The sequence below is a fragment of the Thalassospira sp. MCCC 1A02898 genome (genome assembly GCF_001618185.1).
GTDB lineage: Bacteria > Pseudomonadota > Alphaproteobacteria > Rhodospirillales > Thalassospiraceae > Thalassospira > Thalassospira tepidiphila.
The window spans coordinates 248,242-263,247 of sequence record NZ_LPXK01000010.1 but is presented as its reverse complement, the minus strand read 5'-3'; the positions used below and the strand labels follow the sequence as shown (position 1 = coordinate 263,247).

Below are 15,006 nucleotides of genomic sequence, written 5' to 3'. Positions count from 1 at the left end.
GCCGCCTCTATGCTTACTAGTGTTCGCCGTGGCTATCGGGCGATGATGTTTTCTTCGGGATCCGGGATGCCGCAAGATCCATCAACCATTGCGGTGTCATCTTAAGCATTCCGATGATCAGGTTCATTTGCCGGGGGAAGGCGATCATGCCCTTGTTGCGTTCGAGGCCCCGCACGATCTTCTTTGCGGCCTTGTCGGCCTGCATGAAGAATGGCATCGGGAAATCATTGGCATCAGTGATGCGGCTTTTAACAAAGCCCGGGCAGATGACATTGACCTTCACGCCATCGGGCGCCAATGCACCACGCAATCCTTCGCCGTAAACCCGGACAGCCGCCTTGCTGGCGCAATAGGCCGGGGCAGAGGGCAATCCACGCCAGGATGCCTGGGAGGCGACCAATGCGACCTGACCGCGTTTGCGCGCACGCATGACCTTGATCGCCGGATCAATCGTGTTCAGGACACCGGCAACGTTGGTGGCAAAGATATCGCGAACCTGTTCGGGGCTTTCGCCGAGGCCACCGGTACCGGCCGAAATGCCGGCATTGGCGATGACGAGGCTGAGCTGCTCAATTTCATCGCAATGGGTGACATAGGCGTCCATGGTTTCGCGCGACGTCACATCGAGAACATCGGCATAAACATTGGCCCCGGCGGCGCGACAATCATTTTCCACCAGTTGCAAGCGCGTTTGATTTCGACCGCTGATAAAAAGGGTCACGCCGGTACGCGCGAAATGGCGGGCAAGGGCAGCGCCAATACCCGAACTGGCACCGGTAATCAGAATGGCATCGTACTGAAAGGACATTGTTGCTCGTACTGGGTTTTGAAATAAGGAAATTGATTTTTGCGGAACATGCTGCAGCAATAGGGCAGCATTATGAAATACGGCTTATGTTTACCATATTGTCGTTATCGCGTGATGATCGGTGTTCACCCTTGGCGGGACACTGGCCAATGGTTATAAACGCCCAAACACAAAAGCAAACTGGATGAAAAGATGACCGTTTCAAGCATGACCGGATTTGCGCGCGTTGATGGCGCGGCCGATGGTTTCGGCTGGACCTGGGAACTGCGCAGCGTCAATGGCAAGGGGCTTGATGTTCGCTTGCGTCTGAATGGCGGGTTTGAGCGTCTTGAAGCCAAGGTGCGTGATGCGGTTTCCAAGCGGTTCAAGCGCGGCAATATGGGCGTGACCCTGAATGTTACGCGTTCCGGCGATAACAATGCCTATTCAGTGAACCGGGAACTGCTTTCCGAACTGATCCAGATCGCTGAGGAGTTTGATAATACCAGCAGCCTGTCGGCAGGCACCATTGCAGATCTGATGAATGTGCGCGGCGTGCTTGAAGCCTATGAGCCACAGGAAGACGAAGCAACCCGGGACGCCAATGATGCCGCCGTGCTGGCAAGCCTGAATGAGGCCATCGATCAGATGGCCGCCCACCGGGCAGAGGAAGGCGAAAAACTTGACGCCATGCTGCGCGGCCATGTCGATAATATCGAGGCGACTGTTACACGTGCTGAAAACTGCGAATCAGCGCGTGCCGACGCCATCAAGGATCGTCTGAAACGCCAGGTCGAAGAATTGATGGATGCGGGCAAGTTCGACCCCGAACGCCTGCATCAGGAAGCGGCGATTTTGGCGACCAAGGCCGACATTCGCGAAGAGATTGATCGTCTCAAAGCCCATATCAGTGCTGCACGCGATATGTTGACCAAAGGTGGCGCAATCGGGCGCAAGCTTGACTTCCTGTGCCAGGAGTTCAATCGCGAGGCCAACACGCTGTGCTCAAAGGCCAATGATATTGAACTGACCAATTGCGGCATGGAGCTTAAAGTTATCATTGATCAGCTCCGCGAGCAGGTTCAGAACGTCGAATAAGCGGCAGGGAAGGAAACATCATGATCGATCCGCATAACCGCCGTGGCGTGATGCTGGTGTTCTGCGCGCCGTCCGGTGCCGGGAAAACGACCATCACCCGTCAGTTGCTTGAAAACGATGACAAGATTTCCTTGTCTGTGTCGGCAACAACGCGTGCGGCCCGCCCCGGCGAAGAAGAAGGTACCCACTACTTTTTCAAATCGGTTGATGAATTCAAACATATGATTGCCGATGACGAACTGCTTGAATGGGCAGAAGTGTTTGGCAACTACTATGGCACGCCAATTGGACCGGTTGAAAAGGCACTTTCGGAAGGCCGCGATGTGTTGTTTGACATCGACTGGCAGGGTGCCCGCCAACTGCGCGACAAGGGCGGCGATGACGTTGTATCGGTCTTTATCCTGCCACCTTCATCGGGTGAGTTGGAGCGCCGCTTGCGTGATCGCGGCCAGGACGCCGATGATGTGATTATGAAACGCATGGCCAAGGCCGGTGCCGAGATCAGCCATTGGGAAGAATTTGACTATGTGCTGATCAATGATGATCTGGATCGTTGCATCGCCGATGTTCAGCACATTATCGGTGCCGAACGCATCAAGCGCGAACGCCAGACGGGCTTGCCGGGCTTTGTCAAAAAACTTCTGACAGACTGATACCAGATAGGAAAATGGCCGCTTTACGAAGCGGCCATTTCGTCATGAACCTGTGTCAGGCGGACAAAATCCGCAACACTAAGCTCCTCGGCCCGGACAGTTTCCGTAATCCCGGCTTTCGCAAGCAATTCACCAACATTGATGTTCAGGGTCTTCAGGCTTGCGCGCAGCATCTTGCGACGTTGACCAAACGCGGCCTGAGTAATTTTCGCAAGACTATCCAAATTGATGTCTGTGCCGCGATCCGCCTTGGGGCGCAATTGCACGACGGCTGAGGTCACCTTGGGCGGTGGGGTAAAAGCACTGCGGTGAACATCAAACAGGATATCGCAGTCACACAGATACTGACACAGCACGGATAAACGCCCATAGGCTTTGCTTTTCGGGCGCGCCACGACGCGCTCGGCGACCTCCTTTTGGAACATCAGGGTCAGGCTAGCGAACTGATCAATCTGCATCAGCCAGCCCAGCAATAGCTGAGTACCGACATTATAGGGGAGGTTGGCGACGATCTTGCGCGGGGCTGGACCCAATGTCGTGACGTCGACCTCAAGCGCATCGCCATCAATGACGTGCAGCGCACCGGGGTAATGATTGCTGATCTGTTCCAGAACCGGTTGGCAGCGCGGATCACGCTCGATCACGGTCAGGTTCTTTGCACCGTTAAACAGCAACGCTCGTGTCAGGCCGCCGGGCCCCGGACCGATTTCAATCACGGTGGCATCATCAAGCGGTGCGGCCGCACGGGCAATGCGCCCGGTCAGGTTCAAATCAAACAGGAAGTTCTGGCCAAATTTCTTTTGCGCGGAAAGATCATGAGTTGCGATCACTTCGCGCAGCGGCGGAAGGCCATCATTGGCAGGCTTGCCAGTATTGTCGTTGTCTTCTGACACGTCGGTCAGGCTCCTGTCGCAAGGCGTTTTGTCGCCATTTCTGCTGCCATCTTCAGGGCTGCAATCAGGCTATCAGGGCGCGCGATGCCTTTGCCGGCAATATCAAGCGCGGTGCCATGATCGGGCGATGTTCTGATAAATGGCAATCCGAGTGTGACATTCACACCACCATGGAAATCAAGCGTCTTGACCGGTATCAGGGCCTGATCATGGTAGGGGCAGAGCGCCACATCGTAATTGGCGCGTGCCTCTTCATGGAACATTGTGTCGGCCGGCAAGGGACCGATAACATCCACACCTTCATCACGCAGTTGTTTGATGGCCGGGGCCATGATGGTTTTTTCTTCGGTACCCATCGTGCCATCTTCGCCCGCATGCGGGTTCAGCCCGGCAATTGCAAGGCGTGGCTTGGCGATCCCGAAGGCAGTTTGCAGGGACTGATGCGTGATCCGGCAACGCTCGACAATCAGCTCAGTTGTCAACTGCGTCGGAACATCCTTGAGCGGGATATGGATGGTTAGCGGCACCACGCGCAGTTTGCTATTGGCCAGCATCATGACGGGGATTGTGCCCGGACCTGCGAGCTCTGCCAAAAACTCTGTATGACCGGGATGGCAGAAGCCCGCTTCATACAATGCGCTTTTCTGGATCGGGTTGGTGACAACGCCACTTGCTTTACCCGTGGTCGCCAGTTCGACGGCCTTTGTGATGCTTTCAATCACGACGCTTGCGGTTTTTGGTGATGCTACACCTGAAACGACTTCGGTTGCGCTATCTGGGATTTCCAGAACCGGCAGGGCATCGGTAAAGATGGATGAGGCGTCGTCGATTGTCTGGATCACGCGCACCGGAACATCAGTACCGCTTCTGGCGATTGCTTGATTGATCATGCTGAGAGGCGAGATCAGGCAAAATGGTGCTATCTTATCCTGCGTGCGACGCAGCCATGCCTTGATGGCAAGCTCGGGGCCAATGCCACCGGGCTCGCCGATCGTCAATGCGATGGGTGCGCGTTCTGTCATCTTGCTATCGGGGTCCTGTCGACCGGATCAGATCCGGATATCAATAAATGCCTGACGGCGCAGTTCACGAAGTTTGCGGCGTGCCAGAATATCAAGACGTTCCAACCGCAGGCGGTTTTCAATGTCCTGACGGCTGGGCAGGTTGTTTTCTTCGGTGACGTTACAAATCATCACCATCAACGCACCGCCATCAACCTGAATAATGTTGGACGGAGTTCCTTCATCAAGATTGGTGACAGCCTGCCGGATCGGTCCAGAAAGTTCGCCGGGCGAGATGCCTTCCATCTTGCCGCTCAGATCAGATCCAAGGTCGACAGCGACATTCGCCATGGCGTCACAGCTATTTGCCGTTTCACGGGTGTTCTGCAGGACTGCAATTTTGGCGTCAATCTGGTCTTGGGGCATGTCACCGCTAATCGGGACAAACAGTTGATAAAGGTCCAGTCTGGTGTCGGTAACAGCATCGGTGTCACCAACGCGACGGTCCAGCAGTTTGACGATGTAGTACCCGCGGACGGTCTGTACTGGCGCACTTACGTCACCGGGGTGCAGCTGGTTGACCGCCTGCTGCAAGTCAGCCGACATTTCACCGGCGTAAAGCCAACCAAGGTCGCCTCCATTGGCAGCACTGGCACTGGCTGAGAACTGCCGCGCCAGGCCTGCGAAATCGGCACCCTTGCTGAGGGCATCACGGATTTCTTGCGCAGTCTGGTAAACACGTGTGCTGTCTTGCGGGTTGTCGACAGGCAGGAAGATCTCCTGAACCCTGTTACGCGGCTTGTTCTGGTTGCTAATGATGCGCTCAAGCGTGTCATCAATCTCAGCTTCGGAAATCTGAACTTCACCACGCATGCTGCCGAGAACTTTTTGCCAGGCGACCTGCGGGCGGATCTGATTTTCAATTGTTCCGGATGCGATTTGCCGTTGCGACAGATACCTGTCGAGCATGCCGTCCGGAAGGCCGGCATTCTGCTCGATCATTGACTTGCCGCGTGCGATGTCTTCATCGGTCACCTCGATGCCGCGACGTTCGGCTTCCTGCAGTTGCAGCTTTTCATTGATCAGTTGCTGCAAAATCTGTGGCGCCATCTCGTTGCTGCGCTGAGGCGTCATCTCGATGTTGGATGAGACGGCAACAAGCTTGATGCGTTCAACCAGATCAATGACTGAAATCGGGTCATCATTGACCACAGCAGCAACGCCAACTGGCGACTGTGCACGAACTGGTGCGACCATCATCGATAGTGTGACAGCAATCATCACAGCGCAGATTTTCAAGGACGTCGAAGTCGAAATATTGGAAATCATTTTTACTTACAATCCGGCTGCAGATGCAAACTCGCCAAGGGTCTTGAAAACGAGACGGAAAAGGAATTCGTCAGATTCACCTAGATCCTGATCCCGATAGAAGGTCCGACGGACTCGCCCATCAAATATGAAGCACTCATCTTCATAAACGAAACCGATACCATATTCCAAGGGGTCCGACTGATCTACGTCATACCGACCGTAGGCACGACCGGACCAGTATCGGCTGAATTGTCTCTGCGCTTGGAAATAAAACTCCTCACGTTCATCAAACTCTTCGCTGCCTGCATCATCCGTGAAATGAACATATGAACTACTAACCCTCAACGTTTCCAAAGAGCCAGCATCCACCGTGACCTGATTGCGACGAGCAGAGAAATCGTCGTTGTCCAAGCGATAACGATATGTCAGATCGAGATATTCGTTCGGTGAAACAGTAACGCGGCCGACATAATCGGAAAGATGTTCTTCAAGGCCTGACCCCGGGGCAAATGTATCATTTTCGTTTGCGCGGTAGCTCTGTCCGAACATTGCGCTGGTATAGCCACCATCAGGTCCGTAAACACCCCATTCCAAACCATAACTAGCTCTGAAACCATCCTCCGCTCTGTCTAGGCCGCCAAAGCGGTCATGCGCAAAAAGGTTAATGTCATCGAACTCGAAGGACTGAGAATCCTCATTTGGTATTTCACCAGGATTTCCACCATTTGGAGACCAAGCTGCCATCGCAATTGGCGTGATCACTTGGTTGTAAGAACCTTGGCTACTCACGAAGGGCATTTGCCAGTCAATGGCTGCAAGCGGCAGGATTCGTCCTGCATAGCCACTGTACTCCTCCCGGCCTTCGCGACTGACATTCGATACGATATAATTGTCACTGCGTATTGAAATGCTCAATTTCGTCACGTCGCCCATAGAACCAACGTGCGGCAATTCCCATCCCGCTTTTGCTGACACACGATGAGAGTCTGCACCGTCTTCACGCGTGAGAGAAAGTGCGTCCAGATCAAGTGTTGTAATACTCCCATACTGGGCGGGGGCAGACTGCCCCTGGAACTGAAGATGGGGAAGTACCAGAGGGGTTGTATCGCGTTCATCATCGCTCTTTAGGCCCTGAAAGTAGTAAGCGTCAGCGCGCGTGTAACTTGCACCCCGGAACCCTTCTGTAAATAGATTCGACGTCAATACTGATGGGGAAGCAAAGCCGTAGCGGGAGAGATAAGTTTTTTCGGTGGCCTGTTCGGCATCAAATCCCCAACGCCAGGTTGGATCAATATCGAACCGGCCTTCTGCGTCGATGTGCCCCTGCCAGCTATCTTCACTGTCGTTGGTAGCACTGCCGACAATTTCCATTTCGCCACTGTCAAAGCGCTGCCGGTACTCAGTCGCAAGGAGTGGGCCTTCATCCGTTGTATAGGTCGGCGTGAAGGTCATGTCCTTGCTCTTGTCAATGGCCCAGTAATACGGTTGGCTGAAGTAGCTTCCAACGTGGCTGGTGCTGCCGAATGACGGCGCAAGCAAACCAGACTGCCGTTTCACGGTTGGGTCTGGGTGCTGAAAATATGGGGTGTAGAGAACAGGAATACCCGCGACTTCGAGACGAGCGTCTTCGTATTCCACCGTTTTACTGTCTGAATCATGCAGCACGCGCGCCGCGCGAATGCGCCAAAGCGGTGTCGAACTGCTGCCATTGTCTTCACAGACTTTGCAGGGGGAATATACGGCTTTGGCAATCTCGGTAAAGTTCCCGCCGCTGCGACGGGCACCAGCACCGGCAATCCGGGTGTTCTCATCCAACAGGACATAAATATCCTGAACGATTCCTTCCTTGAAATCGCCGCTCAGCTCGACGTAGCTAGCGAATGTTACTTCGCCCGACGGTTCAGTGATACTGACATTTCCCGAAGCCGTGAGAACATCCTGTGATCGGTCATAGCTTACCGTATCAGCAAGCAATATACGTCCTTCCCGGGAAATTTCGACATTCCCACGCGCGGTGACGGTTTGGAGTTCCTGATTGTAATCGACCTCGTCGGCACTGAACAAAATGGCAGGTTCCGACGGAAGAACTTCTGAGCCTGTTGTTTGTGCCGTGGCTGAATGCAAACTTGCAAGACCGCCACCAACGAAGATCCCACAGCCCAGAATGGTGCTGGTCACAAGTCTTTTTATCATTCCCCCTGCCATGACCATAGGCTAGCCATCCTCAAGATGTAGCAATGTGGTAACCCCGAGCAACAGCGAAATTCCAGCTGGAGCCCATGCCGACAAAATCGGAGGAATTCCGCCGGAAACGCCCAAAGCTGAAATCACATCCGTGCAAAAATACAGAATGAAGCCGGTTGCTACCCCCCCTCCGATAACAAGGGATGCGCGCCGACGTCGAGAAAATTTAAGGCAAAATGCAGCCGCGATCAAAACCATGGCACATAAAAGTAAAGGTCTCGACAACAGGCTGTGAAAATGGATGCGGTGACGGGTGGCATTAAAACCAGCGCGTTCAAGCAGTGTGATGAAGGGCTTCAAGTCCCAGAATGACATCGTTTCCGGTGAAGCAAAACTGTCTTGTATCTTCCGCGCAGTCAGGTTCGTTGGCAGCATCATTTCTTCTGCAAACGTGCTGGCCTGACCGGGGACGAAGCTCCATGAATCATAGAAACGCCAAGTTCCCGGTTCAAGAACTGCCCGACCGGCATCGATCCGCATCGTGAAATCATCCGCATCTTCAAAACGGAAGATTGTCACGTTTCGAAGATCAAGTTGGTCGCCCTGCTGATTGCTGACCGATCGCGCAAAAATAACCGCCTGACCATCCTGCGTGCCTTGCCGTAACCAGAGGCCGCTTGAAGATAGGTTCATGACACTTGCATTGTTCTGCAAATAGCGTGCTTCAAGCGTCTCGTATTTCTGAAGCAGGATCGAGGACAAAGGATTAAGCGCCCCCACTTGTATGCTACCCAGTATGACTGCACACAGGATTGGTGGGAGCATAAATTGCCATGCTGAAACACCTGCGGCACGGGTGACGACAAGCTCCTGATTTCCAGTCAATTTCCAGAAAGAGTACATTGACCCAAATAGAACAGCAAAGGGTAGTACCTTCTCGGTCATGAAGGGGATACGGCTGGCTGCCATTTGCAAAACAATACTGACCGTTGCATCTGGTTTTCCACCGGCACGCCGAAGCAGCTCAATCGTGTCGCCAATCAGAATCAGACCTATCAGTAGGATCAGAATAGCCAGAATTGAAATCAGAACATGTTTGCCAAAATACCATGTTAGAAGCGGTGAAATTCTCATGCTTCCGCCTCTTGACTGAGCGCGCGCCGTGCCTTGATCACTGGGCCACGAAAGGTCCAATAAAGACCAAACGCAATTGGTATAATTGCATTTGAATACATCAATGGGACAAGAGCGGGATTTTTTGCGGCAAGATTTTTCATTGTAATGCCAGTAGCCTGACAAATTACCATGACGCCAATCGCAAATAGCAGTCTCCCAGTTTGCCCTCGTCGGGAGAAGCTACTAGAGACAAGTACCGCAAGTGCAATGCTCGCGAAGGCGATTGCGTTCAGCGGCGAAATCAGCCGGTCATGTCCCTCAGCCCTGAACGAGCCAATGTCAGTTATTGATATGTCTGGTGGAGTTCCAGTCAGGAGGTTATAAACCCCACGTTCGCGAGCTTCTCGATAGCGCAATCCTTCAGGAGCAGAATTTTGCGCAATATCAACCGCATAGCGATCAAAATAAAGGATCGACATGGTGCCGTCGTCGGCATTGACTTCCTGGCGGTTGCCATCAAGCAGAACAATGCGTGGACCCTCGTCAGTCCTCAGCAAGGCGCCATGTTTGGCCATCATGGTTGTTTGGGCATCGGGATCGCGTGCGTCATGCACCAGAATTCCCAGCAATTCGTTATCCCGACCGACCTCGCGAACGTAAATGGTCAAGCCGTCAATGTCGGTGAAGCTGCCTTCCTGCAACAATACCGATGAGAAATCATTGCGGATCGAGAATTGCAGTTCCTTGAACTGTGTGTAGCTGTAGGGAAGGTAAAACAGTGTCAGGAAATAACAGACCGCCGTCGACAGAAGTGCGACAATCAGGGCTGGCTTGGCCAGTGCCCACTGGCTCAATCCCGCCGAGCGCATGACGATGAGTTCGCGATCCTGAATAAGTTTGTTGTAGGTAAACACAATAACGAAAAACAGCGCGATCGGAATAATGATCGTCAAAAAGCTGGGCAGCAGCAGGGATGTCAGCTGCAAAAAGACCGAGATCGACAAGCCCCGATTCACAATCATTTCAACAAAGCGCAAGCTTTGCGATAGCCAGATCACACACAGCAGACCCAGTGTGACAAAGACCATCATGATCAGCTGCTGCTTGAGCATATATCGGGTTAAGCGATTCATTGGGCGGATTATAGACAAGCAATCAAAAACCGAAACAGGAAATTGTCGTCAAACCCGTTCAAATCTTGCGGGGTTTCCGAATGTTGGTCGGTTGGTATCGTTAAGATCGGATGGGTTGAATAGGGGCGCCAAATAAGTCGCACCATCGTATTACATTTGTGGCGATGGTGCGACGTCGCGATGATCAAAAAGCGCGGCAAAATTATGACTGCGGTTAAAGCAATTCCGTTTCCGTGCAATTCCTGATCTGTGCCGCCATGAAAGCGGCCTCTGGCAGGAGTTGAGTGAAAAAGAACATGCAGCTTTTTTTCTTTGCCTTGCGCAGGTCTTCTGGTGTTTCGGTGTTACTCAGAGCGCCAAGAGAGCGCAGCATCAGCCATCCGGAAATGCACAGGGCGGCCTGACGCAAATACGGTGAGGCAAGCACTTGTGCCATATCAGCATCCGCGGCACAGCGTTCCAACACGCACTCCGTTGAATTTTCGAGATCGGTAATGGCGTGATCCAGTTCACGGCGTGCCTTGGCGAGGTCGCTTGTTTCATCGATGTCTTTGAGGCCGTGGATCGTTTCGTTGATGTCTGCAAGCATTGCCATCAGCGCGGCCGCCTGATCCCTAAGCACCTTGCGTCCGATAAAATCAAGCGCCTGAATGCCGTTGGTGCCCTCATAGATCGGGGCAATGCGGGCATCACGAAGGTGCTGGGCTGCCCCGGTTTCTTCGATAAAGCCCATGCCGCCGTGGATCTGCACGCCAAGGGATGCATTGTCGACCCCGAGATCAGTCGACCAACCTTTGACCAGCGGAATCAAAAGGTCAGCCCGCGCCTGTGCTGCCGCACGATCCTGTTTGTCAGGAAGGTGGTGGGCAAGGTCGAGCTGGGCGGCGGCATAAAGCGAAAGTGCACGCGCGGCATCGGTTGAGGACCTTATGCGCATCAACATGCGCTGCACATCACCGTGGACTGCGATTGGCGCCTCTTCGCCGGTTTTGGCATCCCGTCCCTGTTTGCGCGTATTGGCATACTCAAGGGCCTGCTGATAGGCGCGTTCGGAAATGGCGACACCCTGTTGGCCAACTGCAAGCCTTGCGTTGTTCATCATGGTGAACATATAGGCCAGTCCCTTGCCTTCTTCGCCGACCAAAAAGCCGGTCGCACCGCCTCTGTCGCCAAACTGCAGAACCGCCGTCGGGCTGGCATGAATGCCAAGCTTGTGTTCAAGCGACACACAGGTGACGTCGTTGCGTGCGCCGATTTCACCACTGTCCGAGACCAGATATTTGGGAACGATAAACAGTGAAATGCCTTTGACACCGGCCGGCGCATCGGGCGTTCGCGCCAGAACGAGATGCACGATGTTCTCGGTCATCTCGTGATCGCCATAGGTAATGAAGATCTTCTGGCCGGAGATTTTGTAGCTACCGTCCTCTTGCAAAACGGCTGTGCTGCGCACTTTCGAAAGGTCCGATCCGGCTTGCGGTTCGGTCAGGTTCATGGTGCCAGTCCATTCACCTGATATCATGCGCGAAAGATACAGCTTTCGCTGCTGGTCCGATCCATGGGCAATAAGGGCCTCAATCGCACCGGAAGTCAGCATCGGGCACAGCGCAAACGCCATGTTTGCCGCCTGCCACATTTCGGCAACAGCAGCGCCAAGCAAGATCGGCAAGCCCATGCCGCCTTCGCTTTCCGGCGCGGATATGCCTTGCCAGCCACCTTCGCAGAATTGCGCATAGGCCTCGTTCCAGCCTGTCGGTGTGCGAACAGTACCGTCCTCAAGAAGTTTTGCGCCTTCTTTGTCGCCGACGCGATTGAGCGGGGCAAGGACGGAGGCGGCAAATTTCCCTGCTTCTTCAAGGATTGCGTCAACCAGATCCGCACTGGTTTCACCATAGGGCGGCAGGTTGGAAACCGTACCCAAGCCAATCACGTCATGGATCAGAAAACGGATATCTGAAATGGGGGGCGTAAAGTCGCTCATAAAAAAAGACGTCTCCCTGAAATGTGAGCCGCCCGCTCGGAACAGTCAGCTTTTTGCCAACCTTGTTTTATTGCCCCGTAGCATAACGACCCGAACCGACAAGATCGAGTCTGATTCGTGCAGTCGGGCGACAGGACGCATTCAACATTGGTTTAAGTCACGCTTTATGGCTTTCACACTGGCGAAATGACAAAAGACTACCGATATGTCCCAAAGACCCTAGTTCGATGCCTTAAACAGGTAAAAGTTGCGTGATCTGGCATCTATTATTTGCCAAGGGGTCGCCAATCGAAAAAAGGCAGGCTAGACTTGTCGTTGTTCAAGGCCACTTGATGTTCAATATGCATTTGGTCAAAAAAAATCGAAGGACAGGAGCAAGCTGTTGCTGCGTAAAGGAATATTGCCAATTTTGTTTGCGGTGGTGATTTCGTTCGCCGGGACAAGACTGGTGGCCTGTGCCGGACCGGCATGGCCAAGCGATGAAGAACGCAGATTTCTGGACGCTTACCGCACCAGCGTGACAGCTGGCGCGAGCGAAGAACAGTTTGCCCATGCCGACAAGCTTTATGTCGAAGCACTTCAGGTCCTGTCGGAAACCTATGTCGAGCAAATTGATCGCGTGGCGTTTGTCGATAACAGCATTGCGATGTTGGGCGACCTTGAAACCGATGACACATCGCCGATCGGTGTGGTTGGTGCGGTGCTTGATGATAGCCTGCATGACCTTGATCCGCACAGTGCGTATATGACTGACGATATGTTCCGCCGCCTTCAGGAAAGTACAGAAGGCAGTTTTGCCGGTGTCGGGATCGTCATTGCCCTTGATGATGAAAAGCGCATCCGGATCGTCTCGCCGATTGATGATACGCCCGCCGCACGCGCCGGTTTGCGTCCGGATGACCGGATTACGCACATTGATGGCTACCAGATGGTTGGCGAACCCATTTCAGAGGCCGTGCGTCGGATGCGTGGCCGTGTCGGGGATCCGGTGACCCTGACTATCCAGCGTGTCGAAGACAGTTTTGATGTCACCGTGAAGCGCGCCCGGATTGAGGTGCCCTCGGTCACGGCAAGTATTATTGATCAGGATATCGGTTATATCCGGGTGTCGCGGTTTGATGCGACCACACTCGACCAGACTCAGGAATATTTGCAGGAACTCGAAGACCGCATTGCATCGCCGCGCGGCATTATTGTCGATTTGCGCCGTAATCCGGGTGGTCTTCTCGACAGTGCGGCAGACATCGCCGATCAGTTCCTGACAGAAGGTCTGATCGTTGCCACCGAAGGACGTGGGGAGCGCAAGCTGAGGAGCTACGAAGCCGACCGGTCCGATTTCTTTGAGAAAGTGCCAATGGCAATCCTACTTGATCGTGGTTCGGCATCCGGTGCAGAGCTGATGGCTGCGGCCCTGCGTGAAAACGGTCGCGGCATCATCATCGGGGAGCGGTCCTTTGGTAAAGGGTCGATGCAGCGCATCATGCCGCTGACCTCGGGCGGTGGGCTTAAAATCACCACCGGTTACTACACCACACCTGAGAACCACATTGTGCAGGGCCATGGTGTGATCCCGGATATCGAAATTACGCTTGCTGATGCCGAGGAATTCGAACGCGAGATTGATCTGGAACACGCACTGCCTTCGCGCCGTCGCGATCCGCGTCAGTCATTGGCAACCCTTGAGGCCACCAGCTGCGAGCAGGATATCGAGATCGAACGCCTTGGCAAATCGAGCCGCGAGAATCTTGAGGAAAATCTGGCAGACGGTGAGGGTGAGAAACCCCTTCGCGATTCCGTTCTTGAATGCGCGGTGGGCTATTTCGATAAGGGCCCGCTGGCAAATTACCGCAATCAGATGGAGCCGCTGCTGCGCGCAGGTCTTTGATCGTAGTTGCCTGATAAGGCATCAATAAAAAAGCGCGGCCCGTAAAGGTCGCGCTTTTTGTTTTATCGGTCTGGTTATAGGGGGCGGCTTAACCCCGTGCCAGCAAATCAATCAGGCTCGAGGTATCCCAACGGTTGCCGCCGCGTTCCTGCACCTGTGCATAGAACTGGTCAACCAGGGCCGTGACCGGTAAACGGGCACCATTGCGTTTTGATTCTTCAAGGCAGATGCCCAAATCCTTGCGCATCCAGTCAACCGCAAAGCCGAAATCAAACTTGTTCTCGACCATGGTGCTGCCGCGGTTTTCCATCTGCCAACTGCCAGCCGCACCCTTGGAAATCACATCAAGGACCTTTTCCATATCAAGGCCGGCCTTAACACCGAAATTGACACCTTCGGAAAGGCCCTGAACCAGACCGGCGATGCAGATCTGGTTGACCATTTTGGTCAACTGGCCAGAACCGCTTTCACCCATCAGCTTGCAAGATTTGGCAAAGGCATCAATGACCGGGGCCGCGCGATCAAACGCATCCTGATCGCCGCCACACATGACGGTCAGAACGCCATTCTCGGCACCTGCCTGACCACCGGAAACCGGGGCATCGATGAATGAAATGCCCATATCCTTGGCCGCAGCATAAAGTTCGCGCGCGACATCGGCCGATGCGGTGGTGTTGTCGATCAGGACAGATCCCTTGTCCATACCGGCGAACATCCCGCCGTCGCCCAGCATAACGCTGCGCAGATCGTCGTCATTGCCGACACAGGAAAAGACGAATTCCGCACCCTTTGCCGCCTCGGCCGGGGTGGGGGCGGATGATCCGCCAAACTCGGACACCCATTTTTCTGCTTTGGCTGCAGTACGGTTGTAAACGGTAACGTCGTGACCTGCTTTTTGCAGGTGACCGGCCATCGGATATCCCATGACACCCAGACCGATAAATGCACATTTTGCCATTGTTTG

At 53.9% G+C, this 15,006-nt stretch carries 12 protein-coding genes; 3 read left to right on the top strand and 9 right to left on the bottom strand.

The window, feature by feature from the left end; all coding sequences use genetic code 11:
- Positions 1-16: 16 nt before the first annotated feature.
- Positions 17-808: an SDR family oxidoreductase gene (locus AUQ41_RS10320; protein WP_063088363.1), complete on the bottom strand. Its 792-nt coding sequence runs from the start codon at positions 806-808 to the stop codon at positions 17-19.
- A gap of 192 nt (positions 809-1,000) precedes the next feature.
- Between AUQ41_RS10320 and AUQ41_RS10315 the strand changes: the two genes are divergently transcribed.
- Positions 1,001-1,885, top strand: coding sequence for a YicC/YloC family endoribonuclease (locus tag AUQ41_RS10315; protein ID WP_063088362.1), 885 nt, complete (start codon positions 1,001-1,003; stop codon positions 1,883-1,885).
- A 20-nt stretch (positions 1,886-1,905) separates the two neighbouring features.
- Complete coding sequence (gene gmk / locus AUQ41_RS10310; protein ID WP_063088361.1) at positions 1,906-2,538, top strand: guanylate kinase; 633 nt, start codon at positions 1,906-1,908, stop codon at positions 2,536-2,538.
- Positions 2,539-2,561: 23 nt separating this feature from the next.
- On the opposite strand, the gene rsmA is transcribed toward gmk, so the two are convergent.
- From rsmA to AUQ41_RS10275, 7 genes are all read right to left on the bottom strand, one after another.
- The gene (gene rsmA, locus AUQ41_RS10305; RefSeq protein ID WP_063088360.1) at positions 2,562-3,431 is read right to left on the bottom strand and encodes a 16S rRNA (adenine(1518)-N(6)/adenine(1519)-N(6))-dimethyltransferase RsmA; all 870 of its coding nucleotides are present in this window, start codon (positions 3,429-3,431) and stop codon (positions 2,562-2,564) included.
- A gap of 5 nt (positions 3,432-3,436) precedes the next feature.
- A complete protein-coding gene (pdxA, locus tag AUQ41_RS10300; protein ID WP_063088359.1) occupies positions 3,437-4,453 on the bottom strand; it encodes a 4-hydroxythreonine-4-phosphate dehydrogenase PdxA in 1,017 nt (338 codons plus the stop codon).
- A gap of 27 nt (positions 4,454-4,480) precedes the next feature.
- Positions 4,481-5,761 carry a peptidylprolyl isomerase gene (locus AUQ41_RS10295; RefSeq protein WP_063088358.1) on the bottom strand — a complete coding sequence of 427 codons (1,281 nt, stop codon included), beginning with the start codon at positions 5,759-5,761 and terminating at the stop codon, positions 4,481-4,483.
- 6 nt (positions 5,762-5,767) lie between these two features.
- Complete coding sequence (locus AUQ41_RS10290) at positions 5,768-7,921, bottom strand: LPS-assembly protein LptD (protein WP_232308363.1); 2,154 nt, start codon at positions 7,919-7,921, stop codon at positions 5,768-5,770.
- Positions 7,922-7,957: 36 nt separating this feature from the next.
- A complete protein-coding gene (gene lptG / locus AUQ41_RS10285) occupies positions 7,958-9,061 on the bottom strand; it encodes an LPS export ABC transporter permease LptG (protein WP_063088356.1) in 1,104 nt (367 codons plus the stop codon).
- Positions 9,058-10,155, bottom strand: coding sequence for an LPS export ABC transporter permease LptF (lptF, locus tag AUQ41_RS10280; RefSeq protein WP_063088355.1), 1,098 nt, complete (start codon positions 10,153-10,155; stop codon positions 9,058-9,060). Before lptF ends, lptG begins: the two co-directional genes overlap by 4 nt.
- A gap of 235 nt (positions 10,156-10,390) precedes the next feature.
- Positions 10,391-12,157: an acyl-CoA dehydrogenase gene (locus AUQ41_RS10275; RefSeq protein WP_063088354.1), complete on the bottom strand. Its 1,767-nt coding sequence runs from the start codon at positions 12,155-12,157 to the stop codon at positions 10,391-10,393.
- Positions 12,158-12,539: 382 nt separating this feature from the next.
- On the opposite strand from AUQ41_RS10275, the gene AUQ41_RS10270 reads away from it, so the two are divergent.
- Positions 12,540-14,042, top strand: coding sequence for a S41 family peptidase (locus AUQ41_RS10270; protein ID WP_232308362.1), 1,503 nt, complete (start codon positions 12,540-12,542; stop codon positions 14,040-14,042).
- A gap of 88 nt (positions 14,043-14,130) precedes the next feature.
- On the opposite strand, the gene AUQ41_RS10265 is transcribed toward AUQ41_RS10270, so the two are convergent.
- Positions 14,131-15,000 (bottom strand): NAD(P)-dependent oxidoreductase, encoded by an 870-nt coding sequence (locus AUQ41_RS10265; RefSeq protein WP_063088353.1) that lies wholly within the window; start codon positions 14,998-15,000, stop codon positions 14,131-14,133.
- Positions 15,001-15,006 lie beyond the last annotated feature (6 nt).

Bases quoted from the DNA above. Each gene is read 5' to 3' on its own strand.
- AUQ41_RS10320 (WP_063088363.1), bottom strand. From the start codon at position 808: ATGTCCTTTCAGTACGATGCCATTCTGATTACCGGTGCCAGTTCGGGT.
- AUQ41_RS10315 (WP_063088362.1), top strand. From the start codon at position 1,001: ATGACCGTTTCAAGCATGACCGGATTTGCGCGCGTTGATGGCGCGGCC.
- gmk (WP_063088361.1), top strand. From the start codon at position 1,906: ATGATCGATCCGCATAACCGCCGTGGCGTGATGCTGGTGTTCTGCGCG.
- pdxA (WP_063088359.1), bottom strand. From the start codon at position 4,453: ATGACAGAACGCGCACCCATCGCATTGACGATCGGCGAGCCCGGTGGC.
- AUQ41_RS10295 (WP_063088358.1), bottom strand. From the start codon at position 5,761: ATGATTTCCAATATTTCGACTTCGACGTCCTTGAAAATCTGCGCTGTG.
- lptG (WP_063088356.1), bottom strand. From the start codon at position 9,061: ATGAGAATTTCACCGCTTCTAACATGGTATTTTGGCAAACATGTTCTG.
- lptF (WP_063088355.1), bottom strand. From the start codon at position 10,155: ATGCTCAAGCAGCAGCTGATCATGATGGTCTTTGTCACACTGGGTCTG.
- AUQ41_RS10275 (WP_063088354.1), bottom strand. From the start codon at position 12,157: ATGAGCGACTTTACGCCCCCCATTTCAGATATCCGTTTTCTGATCCAT.
- AUQ41_RS10265 (WP_063088353.1), bottom strand. From the start codon at position 15,000: ATGGCAAAATGTGCATTTATCGGTCTGGGTGTCATGGGATATCCGATG.